The following is a 22,858-nucleotide window of genomic DNA, read 5'->3' on the forward strand; positions in this document are numbered from 1 at the left end:
TGTCAGCGCAAATGCCAGCCGCAGGGCCTCTACGGGTATCAATTAAAGCTTGTCAGTCGAGAGTACCGCGTCGATTATGCTTACGCTTTTTCATCATCCCATGTCTTCAGGCTCGCGCTATGTGCGGCTTATCCTCGGCGAATATGATGTCGAAGCCGCAATGATCGAAGAACGACCATGGTCGCGGCGTAAGGAATTTCTGGCGCTTAACCCGGCTGCAACATTGCCGGTTCTGCTGGCAGAACGGGATTTGCCCGTTGTCGGTGCGACAGTGATTGCCGAATATCTCGACGAGACGCGTGGTGCTTTGAAGCGCAGCCGCCGCCTGCTACCTGAAAGCCCGATGGAGCGCGCCGAAGTACGCCGTCTTGTCGATTGGTTCCTCCTGAAATTTGAAAACGAGGTCACGCGGCATATTGCACGCGAGCGCGTGTTCAAGCTTCAAATGGCCGACGAGATGGGGGGCAGTGCACCTGATTCAACAGCTATTCGCGCAGCCCGCACCAATATCCGCCAGCATATGAAATATATTGACTGGCTTGCCGCAACGCGGGACTGGCTTGCAGGCGGTCATCCGAGTTATGCTGATATGGCAGCAGCAGCATCAATCTCCGTGCTCGACTATCTCGGTGAAATCGAGTGGAGCGAAACCAAGGCCGCACGCGACTGGTATGCACGTATGAAATCGCGTCCAGCCTTCCGCCCCTTGCTCTCCGATCGTGTGCGCGGACTAGCACCAGTGGCCCATTATGGCGACCTCGACTTCTGAGACAAAACAGGTTTCTGGACCGGCTTCGGAAAAGGATCTCAAGCTCAAGCGCTTTCTGATTGAGGAAGCGAAAGCTGTGGGTTTCGACGCGGTCGCGTTCACGACGCCCGACACCATCCCACAAGCGCCGCAGCGGCTTCGGCAATATATTGCCGACGGCCATCACGCTGACATGCTCTGGATGGAGGAAACGGAAGACCGCCGTGCCAATCCAAGTGTGTTGTGGCCGGAAGTCCGCTCGATCATGATCCTTGCCATGAACTATGGCCCGGACAGCGATCCGCTCACCATCCTTGAACACAAGGACCGGGCGGCAATTTCTGTCTATGCGCAGAACCGCGATTACCACGACATCATCAAGGGTAAGCTCAAGCATGTGGCAAGCCGTTTTGCGGCTCGCGCTGGTCAGGACGTCAAAGTCTTCGTGGATACGGCGCCCGTTATGGAAAAGCCATTGGCGGAAGCGGCCGGCATTGGCTGGCAAGGCAAACACACCAATCTTGTCAGCCGCGAACATGGCTCTTGGCTATTTCTCGGCTCTATTTTTACGACCGCAGAAATTCCGCCCGATAAGCCTGAACGCGATCATTGCGGTTCCTGCCGTGCCTGTCTCGACGCTTGTCCGACGAACGCGTTTCCCTCACCCTATCGGATCGATGCGCGACGCTGCATTTCCTATCTCACGATTGAGAACAAGGGACCGATCCCGCACGAGTTTCGCAAATCGATGGGCAACCGCATCTATGGTTGTGACGACTGTCTGTCGGTCTGCCCCTGGAATAAATTCGCACAAGCGACCAGCGAGATGAAGCTGAAAGCGCGTGACGATCTCAAAGCTCCTCGGCTTGCTGACTTTCTCGTTCTTGACGATCCGGGTTTCCGAACTCTGTTTTCTGGCTCTCCGGTCAAACGGATCGGACGCGACCGCTTCATACGCAATGTGCTGATTGCAACGGGTAATTCGCAAGATCAGTCTTTGCTGACACAGGTCGAAAATCTGCTTGAAGATCCCGCCCCCGTTGTGCGTGGTGCAGCAGTCTGGGCATTCAAACAGCTCGCCCCCATGGAACGTTTCACAATTTTACAGAAACGTCTGGCCTCAGACGAAGAGGATGATACGGTGCGCGCAGAATGGATATTGGAGGACAGCTGACATGCGCATTTTTCTGTTTGGAGCCGGTTATTCTGCTCAGGCTTTTTCCCGCCTGATGACCGGAGAGGCAGAACGCATTGATGGCACCACCCGCAACGAGCAAAACTTCCCAGCACTGGAAAAAGCGGGCATCGCCCCAATTATTTTCGATGGTGAAGCCGCTTCACCAGAACTTATTGACCGGCTTGCGAAATCGACCCACGTTGTTGTCTCGATCTCACCACGCGAAAGTGGCGACCCTTCATTGGCAATCGTCGAGGAAGCACTTCGCCGTCCCGACAACACCGTTCGCTGGATTGGCTATCTTTCGACCGTCGGTGTTTATGGCAATCATGATGGCAACTGGATCGATGAAACTGCCCCACGCGAACCCACTTCGCGACGGTCGCTTGAGCGCGTTGAAGCGGAAAATGCATGGGATATTTTGAGCGAACGGCATGGTACACCGGTCGCACTTTTGCGTCTGTCCGGTATTTACGGCCCGGGACGCAATGCCTTCATCAATCTGGAGCGCGGCACGGCACGACGGATCATCAAGGAAGGTCAGGTCTTCAACCGCATCCATGTCGATGATATTGCCGGAACGCTACGTTTTCTGGCGGGTACCAATACGGGCGGCGCTTTCAACATCACCGATAATGAGCCTGCGCCACCACAGGATGTCGTGGGCTACGCAGCCGGATTGATGGACGTTGCGCCACCGCCAGAAATTCCGTTTGAAGAAGCAGACATGACGCCGATGGCGCGCTCTTTCTATAGTGAAAACAAGCGCGTCTCCAACCAGCGCATCAAAGATCTCGGCTATGATTTCATCCATCCCGATTATAAAGCCGCTTTCTCCGCCATGTGGCGAGACAAGAGCTGGCGATAAAATCGCTCTAAAGATGCCGCATTTTATCATGCCCATGCGACGCGCTTTAAGCCTTTGTTTTTACATATGTCTTTTCCCATAATCCGGGTCCACCTTTTTGGAGACAGGCTTTAATTGCCGTTTTAGCGAACGCGAAGCATAATCCGGCCTATCAGCTCGAATGATTCGAGCAAAAGTTTTTTGGGAAATTGCCCATGGCAAAGAGATCCAGCTCGAAATTCTGGCCGCGTCTTGTTCTTGCAACCTGCCTTGCGGCAATGATCGCTCCAGAGTTCGTCCCGCAGGCTTTCGCAGACGATCAGCCCGCCAAGCAGGCCTTCGGCAGCAAACAGCTTCCGGTTCTGGCGCAATCGCCACAATCTATCGGCTTTTATGCCAAGGGCTGTCTCGCGGGTGCTGTCGCCCTCCCTGTGGATGGTCCAAACTGGCAGGTTATGCGCCTGTCGCGAAACCGGCGCTGGGGGCATCCTCATACGATCGGCCTTCTGGAAAAGCTTTCGCGTGACGCGGCCAAGGATGGTTGGCCCGGCCTTCTGGTTGGTGACATTTCGCAGCCTCGCGGCGGCCCTATGCTCACGGGTCATGCTTCGCATCAGGTCGGATTAGATGCAGATATCTGGCTCACGCCGATGCCCAAGAAGCGTTTCACCGACGCGGAGCGTGAAAGCGTATCAGCGGTATCCATGCTGAAAAAAGATTCGCTATACGTCGATCAGCAAAAATGGACCCCTGCCCGCACTGCTCTTATCAAACACGCAGCCAGCTATCCGGAAGTCGAGCGCATTTTCGTTCACCCCGGCATCAAGAAACAGCTTTGCGACACAGTGACAGGCGACCGCAGCTGGCTTGGCAAAGTCCGCCCCTACTGGGGGCATTTTTATCATTTCCATGTGAGACTGCATTGTCAGCCCGGATCACCAGACTGCAAGCCGCAGCCAAAGGTGGCGGCAGGTGACGGTTGCGACAAGTCGCTGGCATGGTGGTTTACCGACGAGCCATGGAAACCTGCAAAGCCATCCAAAGAGCCCCCGAAGAAGCCAAAGCCGGTTATGGTTTCGGACTTGCCAAAAGCCTGTGCCGCAGTGCTGAATGGTCCGTCACCGGATTCGATTGCGGACGTGATTTATGGTGCGAATTAAAGCAGTTTCTCGAAAGATGGAAAACATGCTTTTCACTTAATCATGGCTTCGCTATAGGGTTTAAACGATTTAAAGTTCAAATGACAAGGTTATCAATCTCATGACAGAACGTCTGCGTATTGCTTTGATCGCTCATGACCTGAAGAAAGACGAGATGGTCGCCTTTGCGCGTACGCATGAGAAAGCCTTGTCACACTACGATATCGTTGCGACCGGAACGACAGGCGGCCTCATTCAGGAGGCCTGCCCTTCGCTCAATATCCATCGTGTCAAAAGCGGACCGCTGGGCGGTGATCAGCAGATCGGCGCAATGATTGCCGAAGGAACGGTGCAGGCATTGATCTTTTTCATCGATCCGCTATCGCCACTTCCACATGATGTCGACGTGAAAGCGCTGACACGCCTCGGCAGTGTTTATGACATCCCAATGGCGCTTAATCCCGCAACCGCTGAAAAGCTGGTAAGAGTGCTGGATTAACCAGCATATCCAGATAAGCCCGCAAACAATAAGAACAGACGAAGCAGCAAGGCAGACCATGATTGACGCTGACCAGAATTTCAAGTTTCCCGTCCTCGTCGGCGATATCGGTGGAACCAATGCGCGCTTTGCGCTCCTTGTTGATGCCCATGCGGAACCCAGGGAGTTCCCCGTGGTCCAGACGGCTGATTATGCAACGATTGACGATGCAATCGAACAAACGGTCCTCAATCACACCTCTTTACGGCCTCGCTCAACCATTCTGGCAGTTGCAGGCCCGGTTGATGGCGATGAAATTGATCTGACCAATTGTGACTGGGTGGTTCGCCCCAAACAACTGATCGCAAAGCTCGGCTTTGAAGACGTGACCGTCCTCAATGACTTTGAAGCTCAGGCGCTGGCTGTTGTTTCGATCGGCAAGGAATATCTGCACCAGATCGGTGGTCACGACGAAGAACTCGTCGCTACGCGCGTCGTTCTCGGCCCCGGAACAGGCCTTGGCGTTGCCGGCCTCGTACGCACCGGCAAGGCATGGGTTCCTGTTCCCGGCGAAGGTGGACATATAGACATTGGTCCACGTAGTGAGCGGGATTATCAGGTTTTCCCACATATCGAACCAATCGAAGGTCGCGTTGCAGCAGAGCAGATTCTTTGCGGACGCGGTCTGCGCAATCTCTATCTCGCAATCTGCGCCGCCGATAAGGTGACGCCCGTTCTCGACACGCCGCCGGATATCACAGCCGCCGGACTTGATGGCAGCAACGCTCAGGCTGTCGAAACACTTGATCTGTTCGTCACCTATCTCGGTAGATTAGCAGGCGACCTTGCGCTTATCTACAAAGCACATGGCGGTGTTTATCTCTCAGGTGGCATTCCGCAGCGCATTCTGCCTGCTTTGCAGGCAGGCTCCTTCAGAGCAGCCTTTGAAGACAAAGCCCCCCATACGCATTTTATGCGTGACATTCCTGTTCGGGTCGTTGTGCATCCGCTAGCAGCACTGAGCGGACTTTCTGCATTTGCCCGTACTCCATCGCGATTTGAAGTTTCCACCGATGGCCGCCGCTGGCGCGTTGGCTGATCAGGTTACTTTCTCAGGCATGGTCAAGCGGCAAAGATAACGCTATAGAAGCGCTGCAATGAAACAATTAAAGCATTTCCAGCAAAAGTGCGAAGCGGTTTTGCGTTGGATAATGCGCACAAACGAAGAATTAGAGCGGTGCTAACGATTTTTTCTTAACTGGCACCACTCTATCGCAGCCTTTTGTCGTTTCCAGTCCAGAGAGACACGCGAGAATGCAAGATCAACGACAGCCAACGGCTGCTAGATAAAAAGCACTTTGCCCGTGAGCCTATTCAAAAAGAAAAAGAAGAAGATCGATCCGAGCGAAGCTACGCGTGTCATTCGCCGCATGCTGTCGGAGAATGCGCATCAATATAAAGCAAGTTATGCCATAGCCATCGCTGCCTCTCTTATCGTCGGCGCGTCAAACGGTGGGCTTGCATATCTGATGAAGCCGATGATCGACAAGATTTTCTACGAACAGAAAATCGGACTGATCTGGGTAATTTGTGGCGCGATCCTCGGTATTTTCGTTCTGCGTGGTCTTTCCAGCTATATTCAGGCCGTAGAGCTTGCGAAGATCGGCAACAATCTCGTCGCACGCTATCAGAAGCGCATCTTTGATCACTTGCTCCTGCTTGGATTAGATTTTTACAACGATACGCGTTCGGGTCATCTGGCTGCCCAGATCAACCAGAACGTCAATGGTATTCGTGATCTTCTGAACATGACGATCACGTCGATTGCGCGGGATTTCGTGGCGCTGATCGGCCTGATCGGCATGATGTTCTATACCGATCCGTTCATGTCGACTGTAGTCTTTCTGGTTGGCCCGCCGCTCGTTCTCGCGGTTTCTTATATTTCCCGCCGCATCAGGTCTGTCACGCGCGACCTCGTCCACCTCAACTCCCATCTTCTGGGAGCTATGCAGGAAACCGTGCAGGGCATTTCCATCGTGAAAGCCTTCACCATGGAAGACCAGCTTCGCGGCAAGATCAGCACTCTGATCGATCAGGCGGAAAACAGAAGCAACAAGATCGCCCGCGTGTCTGAACGCACCACGCCCATTGCCGAAATTCTGGCTGGCTTCGCGATTGCAGGCGTTCTGGCCTATAGCGGTTATAATGCGATCCTCAATCAGCAGCCGCCCGGCGCAATGTTCGCCTTCATCACCGCTCTGCTGCTGGCCTATGACCCTGCGCGCCGTCTGGCACGTTTGCAGGTTGGACTTGAGCGTGCGCTTGTGAATGCGCGCATGATCTATGAAGTACTGGATATCGAACCCAATCAGGGCGATGCTCCCGATGCGGTGGCGCTCAAGGCTGGTCCGGGCGAAATCGATTTCCAGAATGTACACTTTGCCTATAGCGACATTGCACCTGTCTTGCATGGTGTAAACTTCATCGCCAAGGCGGGTGAAACCACCGCGATCGTTGGAGCGTCTGGCGCGGGCAAATCGACCCTCATCAGCCTTGTGCAACGCTTTTACGATGTTACCGACGGACAGATTCTGTTCGACGGGCAGGACATCTCAAAAGTCACGAAAGAGTCGCTTCGCCATTCCGTGGCCTATGTATCGCAGCAGCCTTATCTTTTTGAAGGCACGATTGCCGATAATATCCGCTACGGTCGCCCCAATGCGACACTGGATGAAATCATCGACGCGGCAAAGCTCGCCAATGCGCATGAGTTCATTCTTCAACAGCCGGAGGGTTATGATACGCCGGTTGGCGAAAATGGCGTAACGCTTTCCGGCGGCCAGCGTCAGCGTGTATCGATTGCACGCGCAATCGTGCGTAACGCGCCGGTTCTATTGCTTGATGAAGCGACCTCCGCGCTTGATAATGAGTCGGAGAAGCGTGTTCAACAGGCGCTTGATCACATCATGCAGGACCGCACGACCATCGTCATCGCTCATCGTCTTTCCACAGTCGTCAATGCCGACCGCATTGTCGTGATGGAAGCGGGATATGTGGTCGAGGAAGGCCGTCACAACGATCTGATCAAGATACCAAATGGCGTCTATGCCCGCTTCTATCAGCTTCAGAGCGGCAAGGATGACATGCTCATCGGAAAGACAGGCTCGGAGGAAACATCGAATGGCTGATAGTGCTGAAATGGGCCTGGTGGTCGTGGGTGCGAATGGTCGTATGGGACAAGCTCTCATCCGTGCCATCCATGCTATCGACGGGGCGCGGTTGTCCGGTGCCATAGCGCGTCCTGGTTCCCCATTTCTCGGAAAAGATGCCGGAGAAGTTGCAGGCGTTGGCAATCTTGGCGTTGCTATCACCGATGATCCGCTGCCGGTTTTCGCTAAAGCGCAGGGCGTGCTCGATTTCACTACACCTGTGACCACAGTAAATTATGCAGGGCTCGCAGCGCAGGCCCGCATCGTCCATATCATTGGCACCACCGGTGTTTCCACTGAAGACGAAGAAAAAATCCTCGCTGCCGCGCGCCATGCGACAATCGTCAAATCCGGCAATATGAGTCTTGGCGTCAATCTTCTGGCTGGCCTTATCAAGAAGGCAGCGCAAGCACTTGGCCCTGAAGATTTCGACATCGAAATCCTCGAAATGCATCACAAGCACAAGGTTGACGCGCCGTCAGGCACAGCCCTTCTGCTGGGTGAGGCAGCGGCTCAAGGACGAGCAATCAACCTTGCTGAAAAGAGCGTGCGTGTACGCGATGGCCATACGGGTCCACGCGAGGACGGCACGATTGGCTTTGCGACTTTACGCGGCGGCTCGGTTATCGGCGACCACGAAGTCATTCTGGCTGGCGAAGGAGAGCGCATCACCCTCTCCCACCATGCTCAGGATCGCACAATCTTTGCTCGGGGTGCTGTGAAAGCAGCACTTTGGGCACATGGTAAGAAACCCGGCCTTTATTCTATGCTCGATGTTCTCGGGTTTAACGACTAATCTTTTTCATCCCAACGGAGTGCTGCGATGTCTCGTACCCTCGTCCTGGTCCGCCACGGCCAAAGCGAATGGAACCTGAAGAACCTTTTTACCGGCTGGCGCGATCCAGGCTTGACCGAACAGGGCCATGCAGAAGCCAAGGCCGCAGGCCAGCGCCTGAAGGCCGCGGGCCTTAAGTTCGACCTTGCATACACCTCGGTCCTGTCGCGTGCGCAGGTTACTTGCCAGCACATTCTTGATGAGCTTGGCCAGTCGGAACTGGAAACAATCCGCGATCAGGCTCTCAATGAACGCGATTATGGCGATCTCTCGGGCCTCAACAAAGATGACGCACGGGCAAAATGGGGCGAAGAACAGGTCCATATCTGGCGGCGCTCCTATGATGTTCCTCCTCCGGGTGGCGAAAGCCTGAAGGATACCGGCGCGCGCGTGTGGCCTTATTATCTGCACACCATCCAGCCGCATGTTCTGCGCGGCGAGACCATTCTGGTTGCAGCCCACGGCAACTCGCTGCGTGCGCTCATCATGGCGCTCGATGGCCTGACACCGGAAGAGATTCTCAAGCAGGAACTCAACACTGGCGTTCCGATCATCTACAAGCTGAATGCCGATTCGACTGTCGCTTCCAAGGAAGTGCTTTCCGCATAATGATTCTTCGGGCGCAGACGCATTTATGCACTGCGCCCGAATTCCGTTTTTGGAGCGTCGACGCCTTTTCGGGCGCACCGCGGGCGCTCTAACTCATTGAATCTGCGCATCGGCCCTAAAACTGATTCCGGTTTTAGGGCCGATGCGCCAGTCTTTTTCAGTATTCAAAACAGCAATGTGAAAAAAAGCTGATTGAATATCGAAAACGCGATTGACAGAGAGAGGCCTACCCCTTAGATGGGTCCTCGTCGCCCAGATGGCGGAATTGGTAGACGCACCAGCTTCAGGTGCTGGCGCTCGCAAGGGCGTGGAGGTTCGAGTCCTCTTCTGGGCACCATTTCCAAGTCTTCAGACCACTACCAAGGTCCAGAAGCACCCCAAAAAGCCCGCGCAAGCGGGCTTTTTTGTTGCCTTTTATCCTTGTACGTCCATGAGCAGCCAGTGGCATCCAAACAATTTGATGGCATTATTGATGGCATTTTGCTGGAATGCCATCAAATGGATATCAGGATGCCAACATAATGCCTTTGAACGACACTCGCATAAGAGCCTTAAAGCCATCAGCTAAGCCCACAAAGCACGGCGACTCCGGCGGACTTTTACTTGTCGTAAATCCCACAGGAAGCAAGCTCTGGCGAATGGTCTATCGCTTTGAGGGAAAACAAAAGCAGCTTTCATTCGGAACATGGCCAGACGTGTCCCTTGCAGAAGCTCGCGCAGCCCGCGACGCAGCGCGTAAGACCCTCGCATCCGGAATAGACCCCTCTTCGAAAAAGAAAGAAGAGAAAGTCGCTCGTGAACGACTGGTAACAGATAGCTTCACAGCATTGGCCGATGAACTACTGGACAAAAATGCGCGCGAAGGCAAGTCCGCAGCAACACTTGGAAAAAAGCGCTGGCTAGTAAGCCTAGCGATAAACGACTTAGGAGACAGACAAATAACGGAAATATCTGCAACGGATATCCTCGTACCGTTGCGGCGAGTGGAAGCACAAGGCAATTATGAAACCGCCAGACGTCTGCGTGCTGTTATAAGTCAGGTCTTTCGTTATGCAATTGCCACGGCACGAGCCGAGAATGACCCGACCTTTGGTTTAAGGGGTGCCATTATTGCGCCTAAAGTCACCCATCAGGCTGCCGTCACAGACTGGACCGTCTTTGCCAAATTGTTAAAATCGATCTGGGCTTACTCGGGAACGTTAGAAACCTGCACGGCTCTGAAGTTAATGGCTCTACTTTATCCGCGCCCCGGCGAACTCCGCCAAGCGGAATGGAATGAATTCGACCTCGAAAATGCAGTTTGGATAATCCCAGCTGAACGCGCAAAAATGCGGCGCCCACACAAGAAGCCATTACCGCCGTTGGCCGTACAGATATTGCGGGAGCAACGCAATCGCACCGGCAATCTGCGCTTGGTATTTCCATCTAGTACATCAACTGAGCGACCGATTAGTGAGAACACAATGAACCAAGCGCTCAGGCGGATGGGTTTTAGCAAGGACGATGCCACCTCGCACGGATTTCGCGCCACCGCCTCAACACTATTAAACGAAAGCAGCACTTGGAGTGCTGACGCCATCGAAGCCGAATTGGCTCACATCGGTGGCAATGCAGTGCGCCGAGCCTACCACCGTGCTTCCTATTGGGATGAGCGCATCAAGATGTCGGTTTGGTGGTCAGAACGAATTGCAGAAATCTTAGGTGATTTGAACGATGTATATGAAGTTTAATGGGCGAACATCTTAAACCGTAACGCAAATTTTTAGCACATTGGTCTCCACCAAAACGGGTTCGATAAACTTCCAGCTTATCGACAACTCGACAGGCTTACATCGACTGCTTTGCACGCAAATGCTATTATTGCAATGACTTCGCGAAATTCGTTGTGCTGCCATTCGCCTTTTCAGATTCAATGTCTAACGTGGGGTAGGAACCGGACTAGCGGGCTTCGCCGCCGTGTTGGTTGTAGCAGACCCTCCGGCCCTATCGGTAGAACTCCACCCTCATTAGGTCGCCGCCTCGTACGAGGCACCACTGCTTGAAGAAGGGCAGAAGGGCGAGCTGAAGATCAAAGGGGGTTTCTGCGTATTCTGGACCGCATAAGTTAACTGGAGAGGCCGAAGGCCGTCGTTTCGAACATGCAATCGTAGCAGCCTTCAGGATGCTCAGGCTGGAAGCGCCTGCACCCGCAAGATCAACTTGGCCACAACTAATGGATCGGCGAGTACGCCGCGCAAGAAGCCCGCATCCCAGCAATTGACGCCATAGAAATCTATTGCGTCACGCAGTTGTATCTCAAGCTCGGCTCGCATTACGTCCACGGTTGGCGCTGCACCTACACGCCTATGTAATTTGGCGGGCAAAGGTCCCCAATGTCGCCGCACAGAGTCGCGCCATTCCTTTCCGAGCAACGTTTGCACATGGAAGTCCACGATAAGACGACGATTGCGGGAAAGCATCGGCAGCGCGACAGCTTTGAATTGCAATGCATCGAGATCGGGACCAAATTGAATACGCCAAAGAGCGTCCGATGCCCAACGATCATAATACGGATGGATGAATCGCTCTGGACGGCGAGTTCCGCGATAAGTTCCCCCCTTCTCGTCAGTATTGCACATCGTACAGGCCGGCACGAGATTCTCATGCAGAATCGAAAACTCAGGAAAGCGTCTGCGAGGCAATGCATGATCGAGCGAGCGTCCACCGAGCGAACCGCACATCGGACAGCTTTGAAACAGGGTCGCTGGCCGCCGTATCCGTGCAATCGGACCCGAACCTGCACGGCTATCATACAACACATAGAGAGCATCCGCGTCTGCACCGGTGAAACCTGCCGGTAGCATTCGCCACGGGTTACCGCGGCATCTTTGGTAATTCGCAGCGGCTGCGAGCCAGAGCGCCTGCCGACCCTGCCAGCCTGCCTTGAGGCACTGCCGCAGAATGACACCATTGCCCGCTCCCGGCGGCAGTGGAAGATACTTCATTGGTGCAGATTCCGCCGGGCGACAAGCTCGGCGATATAGGACAGTGTCTCTGGATTAAGATCGGCTTCAAACCTTCGGCGGATTTGGCCTAGAGTCGCTTCCGGATTCTCCTCGATATATTGCTCGATAACGTTTTGGAATCTGTGTTTGGGGCCAACGTCACCGAATACGAACTGTGAAATAGTATCGATGCTTGCGCCAAACGTTTGCATGGTGGGCGGATCGATCATGATTGTCTCATCGTCGGGATCGCGCGTGATTATCCGTACCCGTCGTCGCGGCACTTCGCGCACAACATATGCTGAATGGGTCGCGATCAGTGCTATCGATCCCGATTGTTCGAGTAAGCGGTCAAGCATCTCCATGAATTGAGAGATGTAGTTGGGATGGAGATGTGTCTCGGGCTCATCGAATAGAAAAATGGTCCCGCGACGCAACGAGGCAACTGCATAGGCTGCGAAGCGTAGCAGCGCGACTTCACCGCTACTCAAATTGCGCGGACGCAAGCGACCGGTCACGACGATCGGTGGGCGAGCGGTATTAATGCGGGCATAAAGCTGAAGATTACGCTGCTCGTTCATGCGACGGAACACCGGGAAGTAATCACGGCCTTCGATACGTGTCGGCGGTGGAAGGGTGTCGAGCTCGCCCGCTTCGTTTAACTCGACCAAGAGATTGTCGGAAATGCCAAGCGGCTCAAGCACGGAGTTCAACAGAGCCATGGCCCCCGTGCGTCCATAACCCTGCGTACCGCTGTCGGCGCGCAAACAATCGATCAGTGCCATCGTCAGACCGCCATCCTCACCGCCGAATGAGCCAATCATTCGGTGGTATCGGTAGTCGATTCCCTCCCACGGCGGTAACGACTGCGGATACGGGTCCGACGCCACCGACGAAAATACGATCAGTCGGGAAAAATGCGGCTGCGGCTCAAAGGTGGCGGCACGATCAACGTTGAATTCTTCGTCCCACGGAGGCGCTACCCGCAAACCGTCGATCATCGCCTTGAACAATCTAGTCTTGCCCGTTCCGTTTTGACCGACCAATACAAGCGCGCGGCGCGACAACGGAAATGCTTCGCCGAAATCAGCGTCGAGGACATGTATCCCGGTCATGCCGCGTAAATTGGCCTCAACCATAAACGAGTTTGCCGCCTCCTCGACATCCGGCTGACGGTTGGGCGTCAAAAAGCGATCGGCTTGGCGGAAGGCCACCCAGGTGGCTTCGTCGCGAAGTGCGCCCAGATGGAAGTCAACCGTGCCGGTGAGCGCAAGTGTTGGCTCGTCCTTCGCCTCGTCTTCCACCCTCGCGAGCACAGCGTCGTGCATGCGCCGAAGACAACCGATGCTGTTGTCAAAGCCGAGCACATCGATGAGCGTGCGATAGTCGTTTTCGCTCTCCAGTACTGAAACGAACGGCTCGTTGATCTGCCTGATATTACGTATCCTCGGTTGTTCGGCTTCATCTAGGTTGAGCTCATCGATGAAATAGCTCCGCGGCGCATTCCAACCCTGGATCAAAAGCCGCATACGAAGCGGACCTTCGGCGTCCTCAACCCCTATAAGGTGCAAGTCGGCTCGCAATCTGGACCCGAAATCGTTCCAGTCACCGGCATCGGGAACAATGACCAGCGCACGGCCATCAATGCGACGCTGGAGATCCGCGTCGAGCGACAATGCGAGATATACCGGAATATCAGAATTGACAGGAATACGCGGCATTTAGGCCCCTAAGCTTCCAAGAAGCTTCTAGACCGGAATATCTGCGCACATCTACCCACCTTTTCCAAAAATGCGTGCAGAAGGTCATCGTAATGAGCGCCTATAGCGTCGGCTGGCACCAGCTTGTCCGCAACATCCGCAACCAAACCCATACGCTCTTTCCAGATTCTGCTGTAAGATTTCAAAGTGGACGTGAGCTTATCGTATGCAAAGACATCGCGCTGCGCCGGATGACCCCACACCCCCTTCGATATAACTTCTGACAAGACAATAACTATGGTCCTTGCACTTGGGCTTTCGAGACTTAGTAGAATGCGATCGTCAAGATTTGCGTTGGTGTCGAGCCAATCGATAATATTCCTATCAAAGGTAAAACCTGCGCGCGCTCCGCAGGTATTCAATTCGCCGTTCTCGCCCACGTCATATGTTTGCATGTGTCGCTCCCTACTGAGATCAGGCCGTCGTCGCATCAGCTGGCGCCACTGTCTCGGTGGCGAGTTCGTCCTCGAACCTTATCCGCTGATGGGAGGTTTCTTGCGCCTCGACGAAGAAGCTGTTGCCCGAGATTCCCGCGCGATCGAAGAAGGCCTGATTCCGCTCTCTGGCATCACTGAGAAGGGTATCCCATGCGATGAGTTCGATCGAACCTTTGAAACCGGAGCGCGGCTGGTAGAAGCGCCCACGACCATCTGCCGTGCGGTCCCACGAATAAGTCCATTCGTCCATCTTGCCCACCACGTCGGCAATGATGAAGCAGTAGAAGACAGTGTCCTCTTTCAGCTTTATGGGGCGCCCCTTGACGTCCAGCTTTCCTCCTTCCAAGAGTCGCCGTACATAGCGCTCGACCTGATGCTGAGGGTTCTCGTCCGCAGCATAGCTGGTTCGCCCTGGGCGCTTAAACTCAACCAGAAGTACGCGCGAGGGATCGTCGGTCTGACGCAAGCCGTGTACGTGATCAAAAATCAGAACATCCGGCCGTTCGTCGCTGGCGACCGCATTAGAAAGATTATGGAACTCCTCATCCGAACTGAAATACTGAGCAAAGGTCAAACGCTCGTCAATTATCCAAAGGTCGTGCGACGCAGCTGACACAACCTTTTTAGTGCCATCCGATAACGTGTTGATCCGCAGGGGGCAGATAAATGAGTGTAAAATATCTTCGCGCTGATAGCTGCTATCACGCGCATCATCGCGGACTTTGTGCAGCAGTATTTCGATGAAATCGAGCACGACCTTTCGGCGAACGATGTACTCAGTGAGGCTTTTCTGTTCCGCCTCCTCGATTGCCTTGCCCGCGGCCTCGATCGCGCTCGCAAAGGAATTAACGTCTACAGATGGCTCCTTTAACCGCTCCAGAACTCCTCGGATTTTTTCTGCCTGCCGCTGGTCGCGGCGATAACGCTCACGCGATAGATGCCCAAAAATCGCATCATCGTTTAGCTCACCCGAAGGAAGCTTTTCTTGCAGTTCATCGACGTTGCCGAATGCGACAGAGGGATAGGATTCAGTGATTGCCTTGACCCTTGTTCGTTGATCCCGGCGCAGCGTTTGTAAAGGTTCGGCCAGAAATTTCTCGATATAAGGCGTACAAACGTCGTTCACAATACGCTCAAGAACCGCGTCCTCGAACTGGAACTTCGTCCGCTCTTGGTTGACGTTGTCGTCCAGGAATTTGCCGGTCAGAACAGCGTGGAAAACCCGATCCTCATTCACCCCAAAGTATTTCAAGCCGAGTTTGCCGTCGATTTTTTGAGAATGAACCGTTCGGTCATGGGCGATGAAATGAACGAAATGCGACCCCTGCAGATCTGCACTTGCCACTTTATCGCATTCCATCAAAGTGAAAGTGAGCAGCCCGTAATCCGCAGTCGAGATATTCTCGATCGTCTCCCGGCGATGTATAATCGAATTAATTTCATCGGGATAATGTCGGGTTTCGTCACCGCAGTGCACTGTGATGCGAGGCGACCTTGATCCGATGAAGGTTGGCAAGAAATGAGACGTAAAATGCTGGAAGACATATGCTGGGCGACCGGGGAATTTGGCCCGATAGCCATTGTCGCGGAGGCCATCGAACGTAACCAACAATCCCGGATTTAGAGCCTCATTATCGAGTTTGCTCTCAAAATAATCTTGTATCTGGTCGGATTGCGAGAGGACAAAACGAAACTTCCGGGTTTTCAGAACGCTTTTCTCGATCGAAGTGCTAAGTACGCTGATTGATTCAAAGCAATCCAACCACAACAGCCGTCCAACGCCCTTGCCTCCGCGAGCAATTTTATTGTCGGTATCGGTTGTGGTGAACGCCTCATAATTTTTGATATCGAGCCCCACGCCATTGTCTTCAACCAGTATTTTTGAGGGCGCTTGTCGGCGTGCCATGGTGAGGGTGACTATGATTTTCCCTTCGGTCGCGACGTTTTCCTTGAACCTATCCTGCGTGCTGTGGATCGAGTTACTGACCGCTTCAAAAAGTGGTTGCATAGCGTCAGCTGCGTTGGCCGGTTTAGGAAGCCGGTCGATTCTTTTAACTAGATTTGTCTTTAACGATGGCATCTATTTTCCCCCATTCAACTTACTTACATAACGAGTTTCCATTCGTCTATCGCAGAGGTGTTATTATGCCAACGTACAGCCCTCTCAAAAACATCTATCGCCCGGTCTATCCGATCGTTAGTCCTGGCAAACGATTACGGACAGAAAAACAATAGTGTTGCGACTTAGACCAGCCGACGCGAGTAGATTGACAGCTTTAAAGCAGGTTAGGTCGATCGATATCTTTTAATATCCCATATCTCTCATATCCTCATTAGCTAACGGTTCTGCCATTGCCCATTTGGTACTTCGGAGAAAAGGTCTCGGAGGTCCTTCATCAACCATTCCATAGCACCGGATACAATCGCGCTTTCATCGGGCAGCTTGCCGAATGCCGTGTCGTAACCCTTCAAGTCTGGTACACAATGTCCGCCCCATGAGATAACACGATCATCGAAGTGACGTTCGAACTGATGAAGAAGTTGGTCCGTCCGATCAACGTACCACTTAACCGCTTCTTGGCTGTAGTGGTCCGGGCGCTCGTCACTGAATGTGACGTCCGCTCCTGCCTCCTCAAAACTCCGCACAGGCCATTGCCGCCTGCTTAGTGAGATGCCCTCGCAGCCCTCTCGGTTCTGTCGTTCAGCAACGATCTCCATCCGCAGCGGCATCAACCGAAATGTGCGAAGATAGGGGCCTATATCTGGTAGCGAGTGTGTTACTACTTCATCGTAGGCGATCTCGCATCGACAGTAGTACGCATCGAGCGTTCGGCTAAAGCGTTGCTGATCGTTGACATCGCCGAGGTTTAGTTCGTCAAGTTCGTGCCACCAACGTTCGAGTCTGTTGACGCCCTGCTCGCAAAGCCCACGCAAATCGGCAATGAGTTCGTCGACGAGAAATGTTTGCCCCTTATTCGGGCCATTGCCGTCCACCAAACTGCCAGCGTGCGGCTGGAGAAACATAAGTGCCTTGTCGAATTGCGTAGGGTCGATGGGGGCTTCATATTGACGCGCGAGGTGTCGAAGGCGGCCAAATGTGCGTTCTTCCGTCCAAACACGACCACCGATCAGGTTTCTCTCCCTGATCAGTTCCTTAAGCGCCTCCTCCATTCGCTTAACAGCAAGAACTCGTCCAGCTCCTGGGCCTAAACCCATCTTACTTAGGGCATGACAATACATTCGCGGTGCACGTTGCAATTCTTGTATCCCGACGATTGATATCGGTTCCTCAACAGTATTAGCATCGAAAAACTGGTAGTGAATGAACGCTTCATCGACGCTTGTGATGACCCCCAACCGCTCCACCATCTGTCCTGCGAGCTCTGCTCTCAATGCTGGAGCCACGACTTTGAAATGAACGTTGATAAGGGTTTCCAATGTACTCTGAAGATCAGAAGCGAGGCGACGAGCGTCAGCCTCTGTGGCAACTGTAGAAAATACTTTGTCAAATCCGGTGAACCGTAAACTACGAATAGCTATTTGAATGTTCTGACGGGCTACCGCTTCCCAAGCTGCACCGCGTGTCTCCACGGTTGGTGCGTTCGAAACGATGAGTAATCCGAACAGGGATGACGGGTCAAACAACAGAGCATCCAGCTGAGCCGGATTGACAGACGGATTAATCCAGAATCGATTGGCACGCAGATGGTCCGCCAAGGCTTCGTGCTTGAGCTCAACAGTTGTACCCTGCAGACTAATCGCGTCCTGCTCGGCCAGCCTGCGCAGAGTCCCTTGTGGGTCTATGTGATTAGTTGCAAGTTCTCCAGCTTTTACCACATTTATAGGACCATTGACAGTTACCACGGCGATGTCCTCAAGCAACTGCCGGTCAAAGGAGCGATCAACGGGATCAGATGCTGCGAGAATCTGCTCCAGCCAACCCTCGAACAAGATGGAGAGGTCAGTTGGGTGAGAGCGAGCGGTCGAATAGTAATTCAGCATCAAATCGGCGATTAGTGGGATTTCACCAAGACGGTACACGTGATTAGGAGCACCCGCGAACATTTGGTTAACGCTATCCAACGTCTGCGAGCGGAGCGCCGCAAGATCGCTCAGTTCGCCGTGGCTGTAATGTTGCAATGCCAGTACAGGTAATTCCAACTGTCTAGGGGCGACTTGAGAGCGTGAAGTGACGTATACGAGTGCCTTGGGGTAATCAGCGAGGAAAGTACGCAATTGCGCTTCCAACCAGGACCGGCCTAACCGATCCACTCTTTCGAAGCTGTCCGCTATCACGATCAGCCCGTCACGGCGCGCAATGTCCTGTAGCGCTGCGTTGGAAAAGCCAGGTTTGTACGCCTGTATCCGATTTGTCAGAAAATCTTCGAGCGACTTCCCAGACTGCACTAGATCCGGGACAAACACATCAACCGGTAAAGCTTTCGTCGGGTCTGCCCACCGCTGCTCGATCGCCTCGTAAAGAAGTTTGCGAGCCAGTACCGTCTTGCCGTAACCGGAGGCGGCCGTCACAATAGCTCCCTTTCCAACAAGCCCCAGAAGCTCGCGGCTACTAAGTCTTTGTTTAGTAACGTGATCCAGGAGTTGCCGCTCAATCGACTGCTGGGCGCCATGTTCAACACGTTGATGCGCAGCGCGTTCATAATCACCTAGATCACTTGAGAGCACATCGAACCGTTTGTGTGCGAGAAGTGAGCAGCTGCTGCGCAACGCCCTAAGTGAAAGAATGTTCTCAAGTATGGCCCTATGCTGCCTAAGCTCAGCGACGTCGCACGAAAAAACGCATTCGCTCTCTATTGCCTGCTGGAGCTGCCATACCTCTAGTTGCTTACCGTTAGTCAACATTAGGACAGGTGCACGTAATGCGTTCGCATAGGACTCCCCTTGGTCTTTACCACCATCAAGCGGCTCGTTTGGGTGTTTAGTTTCCACAACGATTAGGGAAGTTTCTCTACAAAACGGCTTCTCCGCGTACACCACAAAGTCAGCTTCAGGTTTCCGACCCGGGCGTTGTTTACGACCTTCTTGGAACTGAACCGGAACTTTGGAGGCAACGTGGAGTGGGTTGTGCCCAAGAGCTTCTAATAAGGGCAGCACAAACCATGTTTCAACCATCGCCTCATTCGGGGCTCCATGGTCGGCAAGATTAGACCAAAGATCGTCGGCGTGACGTAGCAAAGGAACCTCCACGCTGCTTGATGCCCGATAACTAATTAGCTGCAATGGGTGCGGATGAATATGACTTTCGACATAAGATCTTGAATTCGCACCTAAGGCAACCCTCTCAAAATCGGCCGGATAGCTTAAACCAATACAGCCAAAGAAGCGCACGAAAGCCTCCAGTCCGCTTTAAACTGTTAGATGCGCGCATTACGGTGGAAAATCTCCTTGGCTCTTCGAAAATCCTGATCTGATTCCACGATTTCCTTCCGTTCGAAGGCAAGATAGAGGTCAAGTTCCGAACGACTTGTCAGAGCTCGGCGACAAAGATCATCAAGAACTTCTTCCCGTTCACTGTCCTGCATTGACGAATAGTGTTTCCGTATAATTTCCTGCGGCGTATGGCCAAGGTTGAGTTGCAGTGCGACCTCATCTTCGATCGTCATATTGCCGCGCTTGGTTAAAAATGGGTGGAGTACCTTTCGAAAATCATGTGAGGAGATATTACCGCTCAAGACTTCGGCTGCCTGAGCTGCCTCTTTAATAATCCGCTGAACAGAATCTTCCGATTTCCAGCACTGCGCCGGTTCGGTTTGATTGCCTCTATAGCCGAAGCCAAGGGCGTTCGCTTGAATATAGCGGTCCGGAAGAAAGAAAGGGGCGTCATGATCGAAGCCATTCGCTCCACGCCAATCTGCCCATGCGTCTAGAGCTTCAAGAAGTCCTGAGCCAAGATCGAGGCAATAGGTTCTTATGTACTTTCCGAGCTTCGTGTCCACCTCTCGTGGATCCTGATTGATCCACCGAGTACGAATGTTTACGTGTTTACCACGCAGCGTGACCAACGCCGCAATACGTATTCCCGTTACGATAAACATCGCCACAATTGCACGATTACGCAGCTCGACCGGATTTGCGCGGGTCATGGCTGTAAAAATGCAAAGAGCTTGGTCGAAGGTTAGACTGGTCCCCTTTACGGTGCTTGCTTCGACGGCGCGCTCTCTCCGGGAAAGACTGAAATAGCCAGCGAGATCTGGATGGATGTCGACATCAAGTTGCCGTTGCAGCCAATCGAAGAATGCACGGCACCGGTCCAGTGTGTGCGAAACGGTTGAGCTGCTTAGCGCGCCTCGCCCCATAAGAAGACGACGACCGCGTAGCTCTTCCTTGAACTTGCGACAATCGTCAATTGCTATCTTGCCGAAAGGCTTGTGATTGAGAAATGCGCTCAATCTGGCGAGAGAACGAAGATGTTCATCTACCGTTCGCACATCCAAATTCTGGTGGTTCTCGAGGTAGACCGTATAGAGGTAAAGCCAGCGTATATTGAAACTGTTAGTTTCCGGGGGGACTGGCGAGCCGCTTCTCCCAATATTTCCGGGAACCCCATCATACAATACGTCGGACGAGTCCTTAGGGGTATTGGTAGATGCCGCATAAATCTCAGGCAGACCGCTGGATCGGATGCTGGCTTGTAGCATGTTGTGGCAATCCAAGCAGTTTCCTGTTACCTCGTAGCATGTTATTCCCTTCGGAAGAGCATTTATTGATCCGTGCACTAGCGCCATAAATTTGTTGCAGAATGAGCAGAATATCCGACCATTTTCGGGCGAGCGTCCAAATGGCCAGCGCGTAATGGTAACAAAGCGACGAAGTTCATATCCAGCGAAAAGCTGGGGGCGTTTTTCGTCAACTGGCTTCAATCCACGCTTGATCCAATTCGTGATCGTGCTTTCACCAATATCGAAACTCTGGCAAACTTGCTCACGGGTGTATACCCAATGACGACGAGCTTTGGTGGGATCGTGGCGCCGCGACATGCTTATTTGCCTGAATGCGCAACAGTCTGGAGACGATCCAGGTAGCTATCAATTGAGTGTCGGTCCCACCGTGTTGATCCGGAGATGTGAACAGGCTTCGGAAAATCGATATCATATTTACCTAAGCGCCAGACTTTAGAAATACTGACGCTCAGATAGGTTGCCACCTCTTTGACGGTCATAAGACGTGCGCATTCGCCGTTGACCTGGCGTTCAAACGGATTCTTATCACTGTATGATTTTTGTTTACGCTGTTTGACCGCTGAAATGGTCGATAAATCGTGCTCAACTGCTAAAGATATTTCTTGTTTAGTATCTGTATCGGAAGCGCCAATTGCTGCAATCTCGGCGGCTGTAACGAAGCTAGTCGCATCAGCTGGTTTCGGAGTTTTGCATGGTACTCGCGCTTGGCTTGCTTCAGCATAAGCATTGTGAAACTTTTCAATATTGTTGCCGTCAGTCTTACCGAACATACGCTCGGCAATCACTTCTGGACTGACAGCATCGTTACCTTGATTGATTTTCCGCATGCAGGTTTCCGCTAAACAGTTGAAGCCCTAGTTTGCTGGGCTTCATTATTCGCTACCACGGGCGATAAGTGCCGCCCCTGAACAGGCGACCTAATCGCGCGGGCCCTTGACCGGCAGCGATGCAACAAACTGGTCGAGGTCGTCACGGAGAATAAGGGTACGCTTACCAAGTTTGCGGACTGGAAGACGGCCATCCTTGATCAGATTGTAGAGCGTGGAGCGGCCAATCCCAAGAAAGCGAGCGGTCTGAGCGATAGAAAGCGTTGAAAAGTCCTGCATTACATTAGCTCCATTTAATCCCAGATAATTCCGGGGGGATGCGTGGAGCCTGCCGTAGACTTGGTTGGAATCCTAATTGTGCAATTGCGCGGCGACTAATTCTTCGCGCAATTCATTGATCTTAGTTTGTCGATCTGGGTTGCGCGGACCGCGGGGACCTGGCTTTTGATTAGGCACAAGTTCTTTATAAATTTGGCGAATATTGTCCCGCGGGGCGCCCGGAATACAGCGGTTAACAAGCTCGATTATCTCCCTCTGTGTGAGCGGCGCCAATTCACTTGGGGTTTCGTTCAAAATCTTCTCGATAAGGCGTCGGAGTTGCGCCTGTGATACAACGCGCCCAGCCGACGGGGCGGTCGTTTTTTCCACGTCTTCCGGCCAGTTATCCTTTATGAAGTCAGATCTAACTTGAATCTTGCGGTAGCCACTTAGCTGAGCGCTCAGAATGGCGCCATCCCATTCGTCGTGATCGTCGGTCCCGATCAAACGGTACAGCTGTCCACTGTCATTCGAATCTGAAGTTGCCGTTTGCGGCCAGATCCCGCTAGGTATGGGGATCAATGGTCCTGGCTTGCTTTCATCCGCGCCCCTGACATACGCTTCTGCTTGTTCTGCGGGCATATCCGCCAAAATTGTTACAAGCGCCAGTGCTGCTTCATCTTCCCGTTTGTAATATTGATCCAACGTCATAGGCTTGCCGCGCATGGCGATCCATTCAATTGCAACACCAACGCCAATCCAAAATTTATTCAGATCCACCAGCGTGATTAAAGGCTGCACAATGTCACGGTCAGGTGTGTACTGTTCTTTATGATCTCGATCCATTAG

At 53.1% G+C, this 22,858-nt stretch carries 19 protein-coding genes and 1 tRNA gene; 11 read left to right on the plus strand and 9 right to left on the minus strand.

Annotated elements, in window-relative coordinates; translation table 11 throughout:
* The first annotated feature begins 76 nt into the window (after positions 1–76).
* The 11 genes from CEV32_RS15355 to CEV32_RS15405 all read left to right on the plus strand — a co-directional run bounded on the left by CEV32_RS15355 (position 77) and on the right by CEV32_RS15405 (position 10,772).
* Positions 77–769 (plus strand): glutathione S-transferase family protein, encoded by a 693-nt coding sequence (locus CEV32_RS15355; protein WP_094578005.1) that lies wholly within the window; start codon positions 77–79, stop codon positions 767–769.
* Positions 750–1,922, plus strand: coding sequence for a tRNA epoxyqueuosine(34) reductase QueG (queG, locus tag CEV32_RS15360; RefSeq protein ID WP_094578006.1), 1,173 nt, complete (start codon positions 750–752; stop codon positions 1,920–1,922). Before CEV32_RS15355 ends, queG begins: the two co-directional genes overlap by 20 nt.
* Before the next feature lies 1 nt (position 1,923).
* Positions 1,924–2,793: an SDR family oxidoreductase gene (locus tag CEV32_RS15365; RefSeq protein WP_094578007.1), complete on the plus strand. Its 870-nt coding sequence runs from the start codon at positions 1,924–1,926 to the stop codon at positions 2,791–2,793.
* Positions 2,794–2,987: 194 nt separating this feature from the next.
* Complete coding sequence (mepA, locus tag CEV32_RS15370; RefSeq protein ID WP_094578008.1) at positions 2,988–3,932, plus strand: penicillin-insensitive murein endopeptidase; 945 nt, start codon at positions 2,988–2,990, stop codon at positions 3,930–3,932.
* 100 nt (positions 3,933–4,032) lie between these two features.
* Complete coding sequence (locus CEV32_RS15375; RefSeq protein WP_064320996.1) at positions 4,033–4,410, plus strand: methylglyoxal synthase; 378 nt, start codon at positions 4,033–4,035, stop codon at positions 4,408–4,410.
* 58 nt (positions 4,411–4,468) lie between these two features.
* Entirely contained in the window at positions 4,469–5,488 is a 1,020-nt protein-coding gene (locus CEV32_RS15380; protein ID WP_094578009.1) for a glucokinase, read from the plus strand.
* Between the two features lie 265 nt (positions 5,489–5,753).
* Complete coding sequence (locus CEV32_RS15385) at positions 5,754–7,577, plus strand: ABC transporter ATP-binding protein (protein WP_094578049.1); 1,824 nt, start codon at positions 5,754–5,756, stop codon at positions 7,575–7,577.
* Positions 7,570–8,394, plus strand: coding sequence for a 4-hydroxy-tetrahydrodipicolinate reductase (gene dapB, locus CEV32_RS15390; RefSeq protein WP_094578010.1), 825 nt, complete (start codon positions 7,570–7,572; stop codon positions 8,392–8,394). Before CEV32_RS15385 ends, dapB begins: the two co-directional genes overlap by 8 nt.
* A gap of 27 nt (positions 8,395–8,421) precedes the next feature.
* Entirely contained in the window at positions 8,422–9,042 is a 621-nt protein-coding gene (locus CEV32_RS15395) for a 2,3-bisphosphoglycerate-dependent phosphoglycerate mutase (protein WP_094578011.1), read from the plus strand.
* A gap of 250 nt (positions 9,043–9,292) precedes the next feature.
* Positions 9,293–9,379: transfer RNA gene (locus CEV32_RS15400), tRNA-Leu, on the plus strand.
* Between the two features lie 184 nt (positions 9,380–9,563).
* Positions 9,564–10,772 carry a tyrosine-type recombinase/integrase gene (locus CEV32_RS15405; protein WP_094578012.1) on the plus strand — a complete coding sequence of 403 codons (1,209 nt, stop codon included), beginning with the start codon at positions 9,564–9,566 and terminating at the stop codon, positions 10,770–10,772.
* Between the two features lie 435 nt (positions 10,773–11,207).
* Here the strand turns inward: CEV32_RS15405 and CEV32_RS15410 are convergent, their stop codons facing one another.
* From CEV32_RS15410 to CEV32_RS15450, 9 genes are all read right to left on the minus strand, one after another.
* Positions 11,208–12,026 (minus strand): HNH endonuclease, encoded by an 819-nt coding sequence (locus tag CEV32_RS15410; RefSeq protein ID WP_094578013.1) that lies wholly within the window; start codon positions 12,024–12,026, stop codon positions 11,208–11,210.
* Positions 12,023–13,747 carry an AAA family ATPase gene (locus CEV32_RS15415; protein ID WP_094578014.1) on the minus strand — a complete coding sequence of 575 codons (1,725 nt, stop codon included), beginning with the start codon at positions 13,745–13,747 and terminating at the stop codon, positions 12,023–12,025. Before CEV32_RS15415 ends, CEV32_RS15410 begins: the two co-directional genes overlap by 4 nt.
* A gap of 8 nt (positions 13,748–13,755) precedes the next feature.
* Complete coding sequence (locus CEV32_RS15420; RefSeq protein ID WP_094578015.1) at positions 13,756–14,181, minus strand: hypothetical protein; 426 nt, start codon at positions 14,179–14,181, stop codon at positions 13,756–13,758.
* Between the two features lie 19 nt (positions 14,182–14,200).
* Positions 14,201–16,303: an ATP-binding protein gene (locus CEV32_RS15425; RefSeq protein WP_094578016.1), complete on the minus strand. Its 2,103-nt coding sequence runs from the start codon at positions 16,301–16,303 to the stop codon at positions 14,201–14,203.
* A gap of 257 nt (positions 16,304–16,560) precedes the next feature.
* A complete protein-coding gene (locus tag CEV32_RS15430; RefSeq protein ID WP_143128838.1) occupies positions 16,561–19,572 on the minus strand; it encodes a type I restriction enzyme HsdR N-terminal domain-containing protein in 3,012 nt (1,003 codons plus the stop codon).
* Between the two features lie 26 nt (positions 19,573–19,598).
* Positions 19,599–21,221 (minus strand): tyrosine-type recombinase/integrase, encoded by a 1,623-nt coding sequence (locus tag CEV32_RS15435; RefSeq protein WP_094578018.1) that lies wholly within the window; start codon positions 21,219–21,221, stop codon positions 19,599–19,601.
* 2 nt (positions 21,222–21,223) lie between these two features.
* Entirely contained in the window at positions 21,224–21,751 is a 528-nt protein-coding gene (locus CEV32_RS15440; protein ID WP_094578019.1) for a helix-turn-helix transcriptional regulator, read from the minus strand.
* A gap of 90 nt (positions 21,752–21,841) precedes the next feature.
* Positions 21,842–22,030, minus strand: a complete 189-nt coding sequence (locus tag CEV32_RS15445) for a helix-turn-helix domain-containing protein (protein ID WP_094578020.1) — start codon at positions 22,028–22,030, stop codon at positions 21,842–21,844.
* A 72-nt stretch (positions 22,031–22,102) separates the two neighbouring features.
* Complete coding sequence (locus CEV32_RS15450) at positions 22,103–22,855, minus strand: hypothetical protein (RefSeq protein ID WP_094578021.1); 753 nt, start codon at positions 22,853–22,855, stop codon at positions 22,103–22,105.
* Positions 22,856–22,858 lie beyond the last annotated feature (3 nt).

Origin of the sequence: Brucella rhizosphaerae, assembly GCF_002252475.1 — a bacterium.
GTDB classification, from domain to species: domain Bacteria; phylum Pseudomonadota; class Alphaproteobacteria; order Rhizobiales; family Rhizobiaceae; genus Brucella; species Brucella rhizosphaerae.